General features: G+C 34.6%; 24 protein-coding genes. 1 reads left to right on the top strand and 23 read right to left on the bottom strand.

What is annotated here, in order from left to right:
* Nucleotides 1-180 precede the first annotated feature (180 nt).
* The 15 genes from L8T27_RS03990 to L8T27_RS03920 all read right to left on the bottom strand — a co-directional run bounded on the left by L8T27_RS03990 (nt 181) and on the right by L8T27_RS03920 (nt 9,225).
* Nucleotides 181-525 (bottom strand): hypothetical protein, encoded by a 345-nt coding sequence (locus L8T27_RS03990; RefSeq protein WP_237940840.1) that lies wholly within the window; start codon nt 523-525, stop codon nt 181-183.
* Between the two features lie 9 nt (nt 526-534).
* Nucleotides 535-1,119: a major tail protein gene (locus tag L8T27_RS03985; RefSeq protein ID WP_237940838.1), complete on the bottom strand. Its 585-nt coding sequence runs from the start codon at nt 1,117-1,119 to the stop codon at nt 535-537.
* 2 nt (nt 1,120-1,121) lie between these two features.
* On the bottom strand, nt 1,122-1,439 hold the full coding sequence (locus tag L8T27_RS03980) for a hypothetical protein (protein ID WP_237940836.1): 318 nt from the start codon (nt 1,437-1,439) through the stop codon (nt 1,122-1,124).
* Nucleotides 1,436-1,795 carry an HK97 gp10 family phage protein gene (locus L8T27_RS03975; RefSeq protein WP_237940834.1) on the bottom strand — a complete coding sequence of 120 codons (360 nt, stop codon included), beginning with the start codon at nt 1,793-1,795 and terminating at the stop codon, nt 1,436-1,438. The genes L8T27_RS03980 and L8T27_RS03975 overlap by 4 nt, the downstream gene beginning before the upstream one ends.
* Nucleotides 1,788-2,087, bottom strand: a complete 300-nt coding sequence (locus L8T27_RS03970; protein ID WP_237940833.1) for a phage head closure protein — start codon at nt 2,085-2,087, stop codon at nt 1,788-1,790. The genes L8T27_RS03975 and L8T27_RS03970 overlap by 8 nt, the downstream gene beginning before the upstream one ends.
* Entirely contained in the window at nt 2,084-2,374 is a 291-nt protein-coding gene (locus tag L8T27_RS03965; protein ID WP_237940832.1) for a head-tail connector protein, read from the bottom strand. The genes L8T27_RS03970 and L8T27_RS03965 overlap by 4 nt, the downstream gene beginning before the upstream one ends.
* A 2-nt stretch (nt 2,375-2,376) precedes the next feature.
* Complete coding sequence (locus tag L8T27_RS03960; RefSeq protein ID WP_237940831.1) at nt 2,377-2,634, bottom strand: hypothetical protein; 258 nt, start codon at nt 2,632-2,634, stop codon at nt 2,377-2,379.
* 12 nt (nt 2,635-2,646) lie between these two features.
* Complete coding sequence (locus L8T27_RS03955) at nt 2,647-3,885, bottom strand: phage major capsid protein (RefSeq protein ID WP_237940830.1); 1,239 nt, start codon at nt 3,883-3,885, stop codon at nt 2,647-2,649.
* A complete protein-coding gene (locus tag L8T27_RS03950) occupies nt 3,878-4,576 on the bottom strand; it encodes a head maturation protease, ClpP-related (RefSeq protein ID WP_237940829.1) in 699 nt (232 codons plus the stop codon). Before L8T27_RS03950 ends, L8T27_RS03955 begins: the two co-directional genes overlap by 8 nt.
* A complete protein-coding gene (locus L8T27_RS03945) occupies nt 4,557-5,765 on the bottom strand; it encodes a phage portal protein (protein ID WP_237940828.1) in 1,209 nt (402 codons plus the stop codon). The genes L8T27_RS03950 and L8T27_RS03945 overlap by 20 nt, the downstream gene beginning before the upstream one ends.
* A gap of 16 nt (nt 5,766-5,781) precedes the next feature.
* Complete coding sequence (locus L8T27_RS03940) at nt 5,782-7,479, bottom strand: terminase large subunit (protein ID WP_237940827.1); 1,698 nt, start codon at nt 7,477-7,479, stop codon at nt 5,782-5,784.
* Nucleotides 7,476-7,841, bottom strand: coding sequence for a P27 family phage terminase small subunit (locus tag L8T27_RS03935; RefSeq protein ID WP_237940826.1), 366 nt, complete (start codon nt 7,839-7,841; stop codon nt 7,476-7,478). Before L8T27_RS03935 ends, L8T27_RS03940 begins: the two co-directional genes overlap by 4 nt.
* An 86-nt stretch (nt 7,842-7,927) precedes the next feature.
* Nucleotides 7,928-8,137, bottom strand: coding sequence for a hypothetical protein (locus L8T27_RS03930; protein ID WP_237940824.1), 210 nt, complete (start codon nt 8,135-8,137; stop codon nt 7,928-7,930).
* Between the two features lie 4 nt (nt 8,138-8,141).
* Nucleotides 8,142-8,435 carry an HNH endonuclease gene (locus L8T27_RS03925; RefSeq protein ID WP_237942243.1) on the bottom strand — a complete coding sequence of 98 codons (294 nt, stop codon included), beginning with the start codon at nt 8,433-8,435 and terminating at the stop codon, nt 8,142-8,144.
* Nucleotides 8,436-8,481: 46 nt separating this feature from the next.
* Nucleotides 8,482-9,225 carry a hypothetical protein gene (locus L8T27_RS03920; RefSeq protein ID WP_237940823.1) on the bottom strand — a complete coding sequence of 248 codons (744 nt, stop codon included), beginning with the start codon at nt 9,223-9,225 and terminating at the stop codon, nt 8,482-8,484.
* Nucleotides 9,226-9,291: 66 nt separating this feature from the next.
* Between L8T27_RS03920 and L8T27_RS03915 the strand changes: the two genes are divergently transcribed.
* Nucleotides 9,292-9,468 (top strand): DUF8096 family protein, encoded by a 177-nt coding sequence (locus L8T27_RS03915; RefSeq protein WP_237940821.1) that lies wholly within the window; start codon nt 9,292-9,294, stop codon nt 9,466-9,468.
* Between the two features lie 140 nt (nt 9,469-9,608).
* On the opposite strand, the gene L8T27_RS03910 is transcribed toward L8T27_RS03915, so the two are convergent.
* From L8T27_RS03910 to L8T27_RS03875, 8 genes are all read right to left on the bottom strand, one after another.
* Nucleotides 9,609-9,806 carry a hypothetical protein gene (locus tag L8T27_RS03910; RefSeq protein WP_237940819.1) on the bottom strand — a complete coding sequence of 66 codons (198 nt, stop codon included), beginning with the start codon at nt 9,804-9,806 and terminating at the stop codon, nt 9,609-9,611.
* Between the two features lie 16 nt (nt 9,807-9,822).
* Nucleotides 9,823-10,209 (bottom strand): hypothetical protein, encoded by a 387-nt coding sequence (locus L8T27_RS03905; RefSeq protein WP_237940817.1) that lies wholly within the window; start codon nt 10,207-10,209, stop codon nt 9,823-9,825.
* Nucleotides 10,210-10,682: 473 nt separating this feature from the next.
* Nucleotides 10,683-11,666 carry a hypothetical protein gene (locus tag L8T27_RS03900; protein ID WP_237940813.1) on the bottom strand — a complete coding sequence of 328 codons (984 nt, stop codon included), beginning with the start codon at nt 11,664-11,666 and terminating at the stop codon, nt 10,683-10,685.
* Nucleotides 11,667-11,730: 64 nt separating this feature from the next.
* On the bottom strand, nt 11,731-12,180 hold the full coding sequence (locus L8T27_RS03895) for an ArpU family phage packaging/lysis transcriptional regulator (RefSeq protein ID WP_245399838.1): 450 nt from the start codon (nt 12,178-12,180) through the stop codon (nt 11,731-11,733).
* Between the two features lie 79 nt (nt 12,181-12,259).
* Complete coding sequence (locus L8T27_RS03890; protein WP_237940812.1) at nt 12,260-12,523, bottom strand: hypothetical protein; 264 nt, start codon at nt 12,521-12,523, stop codon at nt 12,260-12,262.
* 236 nt (nt 12,524-12,759) lie between these two features.
* Complete coding sequence (locus L8T27_RS03885) at nt 12,760-12,960, bottom strand: XtrA/YqaO family protein (protein ID WP_237940810.1); 201 nt, start codon at nt 12,958-12,960, stop codon at nt 12,760-12,762.
* A 180-nt stretch (nt 12,961-13,140) separates the two neighbouring features.
* Nucleotides 13,141-13,686, bottom strand: a complete 546-nt coding sequence (locus tag L8T27_RS03880) for an ERCC4 domain-containing protein (protein WP_237940808.1) — start codon at nt 13,684-13,686, stop codon at nt 13,141-13,143.
* Nucleotides 13,687-14,115 (bottom strand): hypothetical protein, encoded by a 429-nt coding sequence (locus L8T27_RS03875; RefSeq protein WP_237940806.1) that lies wholly within the window; start codon nt 14,113-14,115, stop codon nt 13,687-13,689.
* Nucleotides 14,116-14,183 lie beyond the last annotated feature (68 nt).

The following is a 14,183-nucleotide window of genomic DNA, read 5'->3' as shown; positions in this document are numbered from 1 at the left end:
CCTTTTTCTTGCTTTTCGGATTACTCATTTCAATGTATTCATCTATATAATCAATACACATACCTATTGTCATATCTTCAAGATCTAGTCGAGTTAACTTACATTTATAACAAAGAGCCAGATATGTCTCAGTGGTAATACCTTCACTGTTTCCATCACCTGACTCTTGGCCTTGTTCATCTATTTTTTTTTTGATTGAATGTTCGCCATAATCATTTCCTGCAATTCAGAGATAAAATCGAATATAGGAAATTCATTAAAGGATTCCAACCATGTCTCTGGGTCTGGCAGGCTGCTATCTGCAGTTTTAGCAAAAGTCCAAGCAATGTTATAAAAGACCTCAAAATCTAAAGTGCCTAATACATCATCATCTATTTCATCGAGGTTTTTCAATTTTCCTAGTTTGTGAAGTTTTAAGATTTCAGCAAAGAAATCTTTACGGAACTGCATTTTATATTTTAAAGGTGTTGCACCATTGCTCTTAAATTGGACTTGCTTCCCATCAATCATTACAGTCTTTTCCATTTAATCACCTCACACTTCTGGGATTGCTGTTTGTCCTTTTACATACACGTTTTCATACCAGCCGTTGTAAATTTCATCTGTTGTTTTATCAGTTGTCTTCGTTTTTACAATAGGACGTTTATTCATTTGGATCGGGCTTGCAATGTATGTTAATTCGTTAGCATTCGGCTCGACAGAATCCGTTTTAGTTGTAGAGTTTACATTCGGTCTGTTCGCTGTGCAGTTATACATTACGTGACGAGTAGCCTTAACATCTCCATCAAATTCAAACAACAAAGCAAATGGTTTTGGTTTTGCGTCAGCATACTCTGTTAACACACCATCTGTTTCGTCCAATTCTTCTCCTAAGCAGTCCACAGCAAAATCTTGTGGGATATTAGCTATATTTAAATTACCCTCATACCCTTGGTTATTAGGTGCAGAGTAATAAAGGATATCATCCGCATAAAACTCCACCATGTCTCCTCTAGGTTCATTGGTCATTTCTACAGCTCCTGGAATAGCTTTTGGTTTGTCAAATGTAATAACACCAGCTGCAATAGTGTAAGTTGCATAATGTACATTTTTTAAACCAAAGGTAACTCTATTTTCCATACTTACCTCATCTCCAATTCAAAAATTTTCATAAATAATTGCTCTGAATCTATATAACTTTCATCTGTCTGATAAGCTATTTCATGCTCATCTAGAATAGATTTTATTTTCTTCTCGGCTGCCTGATCTTTCTTTACGGTATATAACTCAATACGGATATTTCTGGCTTCTTGGTATACTTTATTGTCAGCAAAGAAGTTATTGGAATCCTCTTCTAAAAAACAGATATAAGGTGGATTTGGGGCATCTCCAGTAAAATGTGAATAAGTCACTGGATAACCAGTAGTTTCAAGTAAGTCTTTTAATTCGACAAGTGTCATGATTGAATGTCACTCTCCACTCTTCCTAAGAACTCATCTACAACCTTTTCTTCCACAGGGGAAATGTGGATATGAGCAGGGGTCCTACCGCCTCCGATAGCATTTGCATGCCCTTTTTCTAATAAGTGAGTGAGTTGGTGATGAGTAGCATTGTGGATAATTACTTTATCCTTTGTCTTTTTCAATCTCCAACCTTTACGATATTCTCCAGCACGTTTAGGACTATCTCGTTTAAGTATCTTTACACCTTCTCGACCAATTTCCTCTTGAGAAACTTTGATTTTGCCCTTTACTTCCTCGGTGTATATACCAAGCTGCCGCATGATTTCCTGTGAGATATTATTGATACTAACCACCTGACTTCACCTCACAATAAAGTTCAATGGTTTCATCCTTACGTTCATAAGTGCGATAAATATTGAATACCTGTCCCTTATATTTAACTGAGGCCTCTTCGTTGTATTCCAGCGTGTTGATGATGAAGACGTATTGTGGCTTAAGTCCGTTTTGACCAGCTGCAAAAAACTCATTCCTACCTGCACTTTCTTTTTCGCAGAATACAAGTTTGGTGTATTCAGTTTTATTTATCTCCTGATTTAATTCGTCTTTCTCTACTGTAATAACCGGAAGGTAAAGAACATCATTCATACAGTAGGCACCGCCTTATATTCATTGGATAAAGCAAGATGACTTTTTAAGGAGTTATAAGATTGCTGGTACTTTTCTGCTATAAGTACATCAGCCATAAAGTTTGCTTTTGAATAAACAATAATTGCACGTTTTATTAAAGCATCTACTTCAGTTTCTGCATCAGCCTTTAAAGCAGAAATGCCCGATAGCTTCAAGTCTAATCGGGCAGCTGCAATAATATCCTCAATGTCTGAATCTAAAGCATTATGCGATACACGTAACGCCTGTTTTACTTCTTCGAGCAAGGTTATTCACCCCGCTCGTATAATTCCTTTTGCGCAACAATGGCTTCATCCTTACCTTGGATTTTCTCTCCGTTGGATAGTTCATACCAGGAGCCGCCAGTATGTTTAGGGAACTCTAAATTTGGCTCTTTTGCACCTTCTAAATAACCTTTTTCCACTAAAAAAGTGACCCGTTCGGCATTATTATGCTCATACAGATCACCTGGATTAAATACTTTTTTCGTTTCTTTATCTCTGAATTTTTTAATGACATTTCCCATTTAAATCACTCCTTATACAGTTGGTGTTGCTTCACGAATGAAAGCAAATGCATTAGTAGTTAACACATCTCCATCCACAATTGAATAGCTCATATAGTCTGTATAACGCTTCTTAATATGGTCCTCTGTATAGATGGACATATTTTCATTGACGTTGATAGCATATCCTCTTGAAACATTTCCAAACAAGATTTCACCATCAGCTAATGAATCGTCCTCTTTAACTGCCAAACCAAAAATACGCCCAACCCCGCCAGTAGTTACATCAGGCACAAACAATGGACGACCTTGCGCATCTTTTAAGGTTGCAAGGCTGCCCCAAATAGTAGAGCTTGTAGCATAAATTGCAGAGCCGTTTTTATAAGTAGATTTTAATTTTCCCATCGCCTGAGTTAATTTATCGTAAGACAATTTATCAGTGCTGCTGTATTCTACAATCTGCGGAGTCTCTCCTTGTGCTTCTAAGACAGTCAAAATACCTCTTGGTTGAGGTTTAAATGTATCAGATACACCAGGTTTTCCTTTTCCTTTTACAATAGCTTTAGCCATTGCAGCGCCGACCTTTTCAGCCAATAATGTTTGAATATATGGAATGAAAGCAGCAACAGACATTTTACGTAGTTTCCAAGAAATAGGAATAGCTTTAGCAAGCTCATTACCAGTAAGGTTCAATTCACCTAGAGAAAATTCGCCGTCTTTAACTTCTGTTTCCTCATCGTACCATTCAGCATCCTCACCAGAGTTTGTTTCCTTAAGGATTGTTAAATCGCCAGGAACGAAAGTCATAGTGGCATCACCCAACAACGGGTACATCTCGCCAGCTTCTCTCCAGATACCATCACGAACTGTTTCAGGAATCAGCAAAGTATGCTGCTCTGTTGTTTGCATAGCGTTTTGAAATTTATTGTTTACATTCTCAAAAACAGTCTGCTCGTCTTGAGCTAGTTTTTGCCCCATCATTGTTTTCGTCCATGCTGTTAGATAGATTTCTTTTTCATTATTCTTTTTAACTGGCTCAGTTGAAGCAATGACTTGTCCGTTTTCTTCCGGAATGATTACAGAATTATCAATTGCCTTTGCTTTCAACGCATTCATATTTGCTTGTGCAAGAGCTACCTTGTCAAACTGCTCATCCAATGCCTTGATTTCGTTTTCCTTTGCTTCATACTCAGCAAGTTTCCCTTCATTCAGCAGCGTTTCTGCTTCCCCTAATAATGCTTTACGTTTTGCAAGATATTCTGTCTTATTCATGTACATTTTCCCCTTTCAATTTCAATAAATTTAATCTAGCCTGGTACAGTCTTTTCTCATCTGTATTTTGAGGCTGCTCACTTTTAACAAAATTTCTAATCTTATTTATTATTGCTGGTGGTAAAACCATTCCATTATGAATGGAAGCAACCAACTGATTGCCTTCATCAAACATTATTTCATCCACAAACTTCAGCTGCTTTGCTTCTTGAGCGTTAAACCACTTCTCTTCATTCATGTAGCCCAATAACTCCTCTTGTGATAACCCTGTTTTGAGCATATAAGCATTTGCGATGGAAGTATTATAGTTTTTAAGCACTTCTGCCTCATGCTGCATGTCCCTATAATCTCCTCGAGAAACAGAAGAAACATTATGAATCATAATTTGGGCTGTTGGAGATATTTGAACATTGTCCCCAGCCATAGCGATAACAGATGCAGCACTAGCCGCTAATCCTACAATTTTCACATTCACTTTGCCTTTGTAATTCTTCAGCGCGGTATATATTTCTGAACCGTCCGTAACCGAACCACCGCCACTGTTTATTTCAACCTCAAGATCTTCATTGGAGTCTATCTGATCTATTACATTACTAATATCTTTTGGACTTGTTGCATCCATTTCGAACCAGTCATAAATCCACTTTTGGTCATTTGATACAATGGTTCCTTTAACCTTCACCTTCGCCATCTTTGTTTATCACCTCCTTTTGATGATTATTATTTTTCGCCTGATTAACTACAGCTGTATCCAGCCTTCTAATTGGTTCATCACCACCTGGTAATGGAGCATAGTTAAGAATTGCTCTCCATTCATTTGGAGTCATAGCCCCTCTATCCACAAGTTGAACTAGGGATAACTTCGTTTGCATACTTGCATAAGCCAAGTTTGATGCTTCGAAAATTATCTTGTTTCCAAAACCTCTTTCCTTTGGAGAAAACAACTTCCTTGAGAACTCATTGCTCATTTGCAGAGAAATTGGTTCAATTGTAGATTCAAAAAACGATATCCATTCATTTTCTGTATACTTGGACTGTACAATCTTTTCGTTTGTATTAAAAAAGCTATATACCCTTTGCAATGTTTGAGAAGAAGATCTCGCATCAGGTACATAGCTTTCTGGTTTAACTTGCTCTAAATCATACTTGGCATCGGAAGCCGCAGCTCCCCCAGACTCCCCATCAATTGACATATAACTAGCGATAAAATCTTTAACAGCTGTTTTTACGTCATCTGGCTTAAGAATTTGTTTAAACTTTAACAACCATTTTATTACATTACTGTTCTTAATAGCTTTAACAGTTCCTTGGTCAGTGGTATAAATAATATCCATCAAATCATTAATTGCAATGGCAGTTTGTTCACCGAAAATATCGTTACTGTGGAAGTCCTGCCTTAAATGAATAATATCCCGATAAGGAAATTCAAATATCTTTCCATTTTTCAGTTGGAACTTTATATAAAGCTCTACATTCTTATAAATTGCCTCTGCTGATATACAAGGGATTGGATAGATTTGATAAGGATATCCGTAATCATCCCTTACAATTAGAGCAAAAGCATTATTATTCAGCATTAACTGTGTAATCAGTTTTTCCTGAAACATTTGGCCACTCATTAAAGGGTTAGGTTCTTCTAATAGCACTCTCATGTATGCTTCTGGATTAACCTTCAAACCACTTGAATCCTCACGAATATGTTTAGCCACCAGTTTTCCTATAGCCCTTGCTGTGGGCCTTATGCAAGAACGTATAATATCGGAACGGTATAGTTCGCCATGCCAGGAATAAAAACCGTTCCCTTGATCTGTAACCAATTCAACCTTAACCCCAGATGAAGTGGCAGCATTTTGCCTTTTTGTTTTATTCCAGAATGCCATTTGTTTAATCACCCCCTTAAATTAGATTAAAGTAATCATTTTTCTTTTCCTGAAGAATGACATATGAATTAAGCAACGCAGCTGTTCCGTCAATCCTTCTTCTACTGCTGTTTGCTTTGCTTGGTTGAATGTTTAAATTCTTATCAATATCGACAGAAGTATTGGATAGGCACCATTTATCAATAGGATTATTGTTATAAATAACTCGATTTGCCTCTAAGTCAGCTGCTAAGAGATACATCGGGCCAGATAAAGTTTTCTTCCCTTGATAAACAGGTATCATAGCCTCTTTACCAAAGTATCCTTGCATTTCCTCAACCCAGTAGTCTGCTGACCAAGCATCATATCCAATCCACGGAAGATAAATGCCATATTGGTCTCTAATTTCCAAGAACCATTCTGTAACTAATTTAGGATGAATGCTATTACCTGGACTGGACCTGAGCAATCCCTGTTCATGCCAGCGATTATAAGGTATCTTATCCTCTTCTGACCTTTGTTCTATAAGCTCTTCAGGAAGCCAATACATTTGTAAGACATATATATTTGAATCATCAGGCCGCATAAAAATAACCTTTGCTGCAGTTAAGTCAGTGGTTTTCGATAAATCGACTCCACCAATCCCATAGTTAGGACGTAAGACTTCAACATCAAAGGTTGATTTATTTTCTAACTGTTCAAATGTTAGCCATGCTTCACTTGATGTTTCTCGGATATTAAAATCCTTTGTTAATAAGTTCTTAACTAATAAAGGATTGGCCATTGCTTTCTTTACTTTTGCAGCAAGGTTATCTTTCTTTTTAATAGTACCTAAACCTGGATTTGCCTTTTTCCAATTCTTTTCTTCCGTCCATTCCCTTCTGTTATCCAATTCATAAATGACTGGTAAGAATGTTGGATCAGTATATTCATTATCATCATCAAAGCTTAGCAGCAGCCTTTCCGCTTCCTCATATTTCATGTCATAAACCGATTCCCGGACAGTGCCGGCTGTTGTAATCATAAGGATGAGTGGCTGTTCCCGAGCAGATGTGCCGTCCACAATAACGTCATACAAATTTTTGTCTTTCCAAGCATGTATTTCATCCAAGGAAGCCCCGTGAACGTTCAAACCATCCAATGTATCACTGTCAGAACCCACAGGCTGGAAGGTACTGTCATTAAAGTCTGCAAGCAGCTCTTTTACCAAAGTTTTTATACGCTTGGACAATGCCGGAGACTTCTTGACCATCCGTTTAGCTTCTGACCAAACGATTTTAGCCTGTTTTTCTTTCGTTGCTACCGCATAAATCTCTGCCCCACCTTCTCCATCTGCGACCTGTAGATATAAACAGATTCCTGACGATAATGTGGATTTCCCGTTTTTCCTTGCAACGACCAAAAAGACCTCACGATATTTTCTCGTCTGGTCTATCTTGTGGATGAAGCCGAAGATGGCCGCAATAAATGCTTTCTGCCACAGCTCCAACTCAATATTTTGTCCTGCCCATTTCCCTTTACTATGCTTGCAATAATTCTCTATAAACTCAATAGCATGATTGGCTTTCTTAGAGCTATATTCATACTCAGAGCCTTGATCATAAATATCGTCCACAAGCTTTTTATAAATTCTTCTAACCTTTACACCTACAATTTCCTCACCTGATTCAATTTTATTGTAGTAATCAATGATTGGATTGTAAGCCAAAGGATATTTAATCAGTTGCTTCTTCATTTCTCATTCACGAATTCTTCGAATCCATCACTTTCGTCAGTTACTGTTAGTCCCTCTTTAGGCAGCAGGCCAAGCAACTTATCATATGCGGAGGTGTATCGGTTAATCATAGCGTTATACGACTTCTGAGCTGGATTTTCCACAATCATCTCCTGTGCACCTTGCTTAAAATGATAAGTTGGACCTTTTTCTTTAATCTGATCCTCTAGTATCTGAAGAGTAATTGTCATAAAAGCCACTCGTTCAATCAAATTTTTCGCTAACCGCTTCTTATCTTCCGCCATAAACTCAAAAATTTGCTCAAACCGCTTTACTTCTTCTTTTATCAATTCATCTTGCTTAACCTTTGTTAATTTCGCCATAAATATGGATACCCCCCCTCATGTGAAAATGGCCTGTTTATTCGCGGAACCTGCACTCATCGGTCTATCTGTAAAGCGCATTAAAATTATTTTAGGGGGGCTACCGGTGTAAGTTTGTTTTGCTTAACATACTCTTCACTGTAAATATATCCAGACTTCAATGTGTTGTAATATTTATATTTCTTTAAAGTATGATTGAGTTCCATGTCAGACATGTTAGGTATCATCTCTTTAAGTATTTCCTTTGTTAGGATGCCAAGTTGTACTTCATTGACTTTGTTATCTAATTGTTTCATATCATTACCTCCTCACTAAGTTTCCGTTATCATCAAATATTAATCCATAGGCAGTAACACCATGTAGCTCATGATGTTCTTTGTTATGACAGTCCTGGCATACAAGCTCTAGGTTATCCCAGTTCAATGTAATGTTTGGATCATTGATATTCTCTGGTGTTATGTACTTCTTATGATGGACTATCTTACCAGGTGCAGCACACCTTTCACATAAGCCATACTTTGATTGAAAGTATCCATTTCTGCACTTCTTCCAGGCACCAGAGTTATAAAATTTTTTTGCATAGAGTTTCATTATAAATTACCTCTTTAAATAATTATTTAAAATAAAAAGTCGCCAATATTTAAATTGACGACTCTTCACCTACCCAATTACCAGAACTTTTCTCTGTCTGAAATGATAATAATTCAGATTTATTTCCATATGTCGATATCTTATACAAAACATGTTTAGGATTATCATTTGATTGATAAATTGACAGAGATTCGCCTGCTTGCGTTTTATAAGTTATTTCAACTTCAAGTGTTTTATAAAATGGGTAATACTTAGCACTATTCAAAGGTATATAAATAAATTCATCTTTATTTATAATACTTAGATAGGCTTTAGTTTCCCAGAGATCAGACTCATTTCCTCCAACACTTTTAACCTTTATCCTACAATCTAAAGCATAACTTGGACCAAGATTCTGTATTTGGAGATAACTAATTTTATCCGGATTAACACCATTAATCTTCTTATTATTAATTAATGCGTCCTTAAAGACTTTATAGTCACCAACAGTAAGAATTCTTCCCTTTTCTACTCCTTTTTCTTTTGTAGTCAAGTCAATATTCCTTTCAATCCTAGAAAACGAAAAATAAGTTCTTACTGCTAATTCTCTGGTTTTTCTTTGACTTCTAGCACTTAAATACTGTGTTACTCCAAAAGCAAAAATTGTAAATAACAAACTCCCTATCGCAATCCAATCTCTAGCCTGTAATGAAGAAAGAGTTTCCATAAATTCACCTCCTACCAACATATTCGACAAAAAATGATAAACACCTTCTTTTATAGAGAACTTTTTGTTTTCTATTACGAATGACATACCTTTCACCCATTTAAATATTCTGCTATTATAAGTAAGCTAAAACTAATTAGAAGGTGATTAGCTATGAGTGAAGATAAGTATAACGGTTATGACACAACTATTGTGTATGACTATAAGGAATACCCTGATGTCAACAGCGGTCGCTGCGATAATTGCGGTAATGCTCAGTTTAAAAGTTCGGTTAAGAATTTTATTTATATTCGCGAATGCCGTAAATGTGGTATGAAGAAAAGTATTTAATTAATGAATAATTTATTTTCTCTTTAAAGATCAGAGCAGCTTTCTACTACTTTTGTTGCTCACTTATCCCTTTGATAAAGAGATGGTGAGCAACTGCGCTTTTCTCTACAAAATAAAAAGACATCCTTTGGGATGCCCTTTTAAACTTCGATTCTTTCACCATAAAATCTAATCACTCCATCAGAAGTAACTTCAACTTTTTCTACTGCAACCGAAGTATTTCTTATAGTGACAATATCTGCTTCCATCATTAACTTAACAATATCCAATTTGGCAGTATCAGAATAAGTACCATTTCCAACTACAGCTTCTACATCTACATAAACATCATATTCCATTTACACACCTCTTTTATTAAATATCTGAAGAATTCATACTGTAATTACCCATTTTATCAATTTCCCGTGAATAAGAGTTCGAAGCTCTAAGATATTTTAGGATATCAATTAACCTCCCATGACTAATACCTTTTCTTTCTAATTCCATTCTAAAATCAAGAAAATTAAGTTCATCTAGAGGAACTTCTTCTTTGAAATATGGTTCTAACGCATCACAAACAACACTGACTTGCCCCTTACTAACAAAATTAAGTCCATCAATCTCAGACTCAATTGCTTCTTGAAAACCATTTAGTAAACCGAAAATTGTACTATCGGAGACACTGCATATACCTTGTTGTTTTTGAACTCGGTAAATTTCACCTAGAATCTTCCCAGCAACTAATTTAGAATCATCATTCATGTTAACTTCCTCCTTATGTGGTTTCATCTATTATTTCTACACATAAAGACATTTTCCTTTTTTAAAACCCAAAAATCGACTCAATAAAAAAACGCCCACTCATAAGGAGACGTTTTAAGAAATATATTCAACAAAGGATGGTATCCTAAGCTTTCCTTCCTTCGTATAATTACGGAATTTAACTCGGCATTTCATCTGAGGTTTTAAGAAAATAAACTTTTCGTTTTCATCTACTACTAAGTCCTGGTATTGTTGATAAAACTTAAATTTCTCTTTCTTTGGCATAAACTCCATAAGTCCTGCAGCCTTAACTTTCCCTTTATTCTCAAAACTAAAAAAAGAGCAAATTATTGGTAATTACATGTAATTATTGTCACTAAAAAACTTTTTTTACCTAATATCATTATATCATGATTAATAACAAATATTCTGCTCCCTTCATGTCAAAAAAATGCCTTTAAACTGACAATTTCTTATTTATTTTCCTCTATAAATTTCTTCAAAAATGCTAAATCTAAATCATCAATATCTGAATCCTTTTGTATATCTAGGTTATCTAAATCATTAATAATAACAGGAGGAAGAATTGGACCATTATCCGTTTTTCTTAAGCCAAAAAATTCTAACCAAATAATAGAATTTATCAATGCTGAAAAATAAAGACCCTTAGCATACCCCTGTATAAATTCGCTTGATTCCGATGTTATAGTTATGTTACAAACTCCTGAAAGAAAATTTTCCTCCATATTCCGAGTTAGATTAATCTTTTCTTTATTAAAACTGTAGATGCTATAAATCATAAATTGTAAAATACCAGGTAGCTCAAAATAGATTTTATTAATAAACTCCCCTGGTTCTAATTCTATATATATACCTACCTCATTTTTATTATTATTTTGTTGGAGTTGTTGTTCAAATAATTTTTGTATATTTTTGAAACTTGTTGTTTGATCTGCTCTTATTGAAACCATTTCTTGATTTAATTGTCTAATTTGCTGTTGGAGATTTTCTGAGATATCAGATATTATCGTGCCAGCTTTAATTATTTCATTTGTATCAAAACCATCAGTGGCTTTTTTTATTTTTTTTGCCGCATCTTCTATAATTGTTGCGGAATTATTATTTGAAAATGTCTGGTAAAAGGTAAATATTAAAGCAACTACTGCTAAGATTATTGAAACAATAGTTCCAGCGAATCCCCAGTGACTTATTGCATCTTTATTCCCACTATAATCATATGTAAATAAACTTATAGCTCCTAGACAAATAATTATTATCCAATAAAATAAATCTTTTTTCTCAACCCAATCATTAATATCTTTAGAGCTGTCTGATTCCTTTTTTTTACTCAAATAAGGAATTTTTCTAAGTAACATAAGTACGATAATTAGAAGTATTAAGATTAAAAGTGCAAGTGATGTGCTTACTTTATAAGTTTCATTAATTACTATTTCCATTTTTTTCACCTCAATTTTTTATTCTAAATCAAATTCTCAAAAAATAAAACAAAAAAAGACGTTCTTATGAACGTCCTTTAATTTTATATACTTCAATCCGTAATAAAAAAGCAAGTTTATAAAAAATTCTAGCTTTTAATCTATAATATTTTCTTTCCCCAAAACCTAATTCATTATATACTTCATAATCAAATACTTCTTCACCTTGCAAATAACGCTTTATAATTATTTCTCTTTCTTTATTGGATAAGCGATTAACAGCCCTTCTTATCCACTCAATGTATCTATCCCGTTCTCTTTCAAAGTCAATACTTCTAATTGCAATATCTTCAGTTGAAGAATGGAATTCATTCGTACTAGAAGGAGGAGTTAAAGAATAAGTTGCTGTTACTTTAGGAAGTTTTTCATCTGGGACTGTTAATAAATAAAATTGATACTTTTCAAATGCGGCTTCAACTGCTTTTTTTGTTTCTTCACGATCTATTTCAGGTAATTCAAATGAAATTTGTTTCAATATTTTTCACCCCAAATTAAAAAGACACTCAACGAATTCACTGTTGCATCGCCAAGTGTCTCCAGTTTTCTGGTAGAACTCAAAAATAAATAAATTTATAGTCTTGTACTTCTACATCAGATGATCCCAAAATATCTTTTCTCATCTCTAAAACACAATTGGCAAATGCAGATTCTTCTCTTTCGCCTGAAATATTATCAATTTTCAACTGCATGTATGCTGACATTGCATTTATTACAGAATCACTGGCCCATAACCACGCAGTATCATAAGCTTTTAAAAACTTCTGTTTATATTCATCTTTTTTTTCTTCAGGTACCCTCGGTTCAATGAAAATAGCCATAGAGTCAACTAATTCAATATAAACTTCTCTTTTTCTATTTAATAACTCTTGTTCTTTTGAACTCTTAAGTTGTAATTCGCTCTTAAGCTCTTCAAGTTTGCTGTCAATTCTTCCTTTTTGCTTTTGGATATTTCTACCGAATAAATGTTTTAAGTATAATGTAGCAATTGCTAAAAATGTAGTATTAGTTACAATTGTTAAAAAAGTAGCACTTGTTAAAATTGATTTTAATGTATTCAGAAGTCTTCCCCCTCATCAAACCTAACTCTTTTTACTTTTCCTTGATGAGTAATGATCTTAGTCTCCCCATGGATAGGTAATTCAGCTAGTTTCGCCTTTCCATCACTTATAATAATAACACACATTCCTTTTTGTTCCATTATATCAATTTCTAGTATATTTTTACTAGCATCGATTTTAAGAGGATTTAGTCTCATTTATGAATCTGCCCCCAAATCTATCTTCCCTCTAATTTCCCTACTATAACAATAAATATAAATTTTCTATACCTAATTCTTAAAAAACATAACTCTGTTTGGCCCTTTTGTTCCCTAATGGTCTAATCTTACTTATGGTCGCTCCGTTTTCTCATATTAGCCCACTTATTGGTATAAGTATTAAAATATAAATATACCTGTCTTAAGATAATGTTTGGCTTGATAGTAAAAATGGTGATATATCCAATTGCCACTGAATTTCTGGTCCAGATAAACAATTTCAAAATTGTATTTTGCTTTAAATGTGTTCAATCTACCTAACAATGCTTTTGGGTTATACTTTGAGCGATAGTCACCTTTAAGCATTTTTTCATAGCCGTGGATGTCTTCCACAATTAGAGTGAATGGTATTTCCTTTGAACGGATTAATTCATTTTCAAAGGCTGTTTGTGTATCCTTTTGTAAATTGCCTGTGATTTCATCCATATGTGCCTTACGTTCAACTCGACTGTTCAAAAAGATATCTCGTGTAATGCCTAATTCTTCATTCTTAGGAATCATACAGCCATAATCACCAGTATCTAATTTTTGAATCTTAATCGGAATTTCTTTCTGGCGAAGATACTCCAAGATATGGCCATTTACATTTTCACGAGTATCTATAACAATCGTGAGTGTTTTTAGTATTTTATTTAATTCCGTATCTGTGTAATGATATGAAATCAATTACTGCACCTTCCTTGCATATGTAACAGCACGGTTGTAAAGTTCTTGTGCCATTCCATTCGATTCATTATTTTCAAATTGCCGATAATCGTCATATATGTCTTTCCATCCATTGTTAGCAAGTACGATCATCCAGTCGTTAAACATGTCCAATGACTCTACTTCTGTACAAAGCCAATCATTTAATTTCTCGTTATGCTGCCATCCACAAATTTGATGAACCATTTTCATGAGTGTGACTTTCTCATTACTTTCGTTTGTCCAGGACTTAAACCAATCATCAATTTGTTGAAAGTTCTGTTCAGCTGCTTGCATTACTTCAGCTGGAATTAAATCTTGCTGTTTTATCGCAATACGGTTATCCGTATTATCAAGATAAATATTGGCTCCTGATTTCCAAATCAGACTTAGAATTCTTAAAACTTGCAATATACTCACCTCGTTACTAAGCAGTTATTATAAATCCTCATTTTATGCCTTTATTAACTAAAAGTTAT

It is taken from the genome of Niallia sp. Man26, assembly GCF_022049065.2.
GTDB lineage: Bacteria > Bacillota > Bacilli > Bacillales > Cytobacillaceae > Niallia.
The sequence above is the reverse complement of the archived record's forward strand: the minus strand, read 5'-3'. Positions and strand labels throughout refer to the sequence as shown.

What these genes read in the sequence shown, in the direction of transcription:
- L8T27_RS03990 (WP_237940840.1), bottom strand. Translation starts at nt 525, where the DNA reads ATGGAAAAGACTGTAATGATTGATGGGAAGCAAGTCCAATTTAAGAGC.
- L8T27_RS03985 (WP_237940838.1), bottom strand. Translation starts at nt 1,119, where the DNA reads ATGGAAAATAGAGTTACCTTTGGTTTAAAAAATGTACATTATGCAACT.
- L8T27_RS03980 (WP_237940836.1), bottom strand. Translation starts at nt 1,439, where the DNA reads ATGACACTTGTCGAATTAAAAGACTTACTTGAAACTACTGGTTATCCA.
- L8T27_RS03970 (WP_237940833.1), bottom strand. Translation starts at nt 2,087, where the DNA reads ATGAATGATGTTCTTTACCTTCCGGTTATTACAGTAGAGAAAGACGAA.
- L8T27_RS03960 (WP_237940831.1), bottom strand. Translation starts at nt 2,634, where the DNA reads ATGGGAAATGTCATTAAAAAATTCAGAGATAAAGAAACGAAAAAAGTA.
- L8T27_RS03955 (WP_237940830.1), bottom strand. Translation starts at nt 3,885, where the DNA reads ATGAATAAGACAGAATATCTTGCAAAACGTAAAGCATTATTAGGGGAA.
- L8T27_RS03950 (WP_237940829.1), bottom strand. Translation starts at nt 4,576, where the DNA reads ATGGCGAAGGTGAAGGTTAAAGGAACCATTGTATCAAATGACCAAAAG.
- L8T27_RS03945 (WP_237940828.1), bottom strand. Translation starts at nt 5,765, where the DNA reads ATGGCATTCTGGAATAAAACAAAAAGGCAAAATGCTGCCACTTCATCT.
- L8T27_RS03940 (WP_237940827.1), bottom strand. Translation starts at nt 7,479, where the DNA reads ATGAAGAAGCAACTGATTAAATATCCTTTGGCTTACAATCCAATCATT.
- L8T27_RS03935 (WP_237940826.1), bottom strand. Translation starts at nt 7,841, where the DNA reads ATGGCGAAATTAACAAAGGTTAAGCAAGATGAATTGATAAAAGAAGAA.
- L8T27_RS03930 (WP_237940824.1), bottom strand. Translation starts at nt 8,137, where the DNA reads ATGAAACAATTAGATAACAAAGTCAATGAAGTACAACTTGGCATCCTA.
- L8T27_RS03920 (WP_237940823.1), bottom strand. Translation starts at nt 9,225, where the DNA reads ATGTCATTCGTAATAGAAAACAAAAAGTTCTCTATAAAAGAAGGTGTT.
- L8T27_RS03915 (WP_237940821.1), top strand. Translation starts at nt 9,292, where the DNA reads ATGAGTGAAGATAAGTATAACGGTTATGACACAACTATTGTGTATGAC.
- L8T27_RS03910 (WP_237940819.1), bottom strand. Translation starts at nt 9,806, where the DNA reads ATGGAATATGATGTTTATGTAGATGTAGAAGCTGTAGTTGGAAATGGT.
- L8T27_RS03905 (WP_237940817.1), bottom strand. Translation starts at nt 10,209, where the DNA reads ATGAATGATGATTCTAAATTAGTTGCTGGGAAGATTCTAGGTGAAATT.
- L8T27_RS03900 (WP_237940813.1), bottom strand. Translation starts at nt 11,666, where the DNA reads ATGGAAATAGTAATTAATGAAACTTATAAAGTAAGCACATCACTTGCA.
- L8T27_RS03890 (WP_237940812.1), bottom strand. Translation starts at nt 12,523, where the DNA reads ATGGCTATTTTCATTGAACCGAGGGTACCTGAAGAAAAAAAAGATGAA.
- L8T27_RS03885 (WP_237940810.1), bottom strand. Translation starts at nt 12,960, where the DNA reads ATGAGACTAAATCCTCTTAAAATCGATGCTAGTAAAAATATACTAGAA.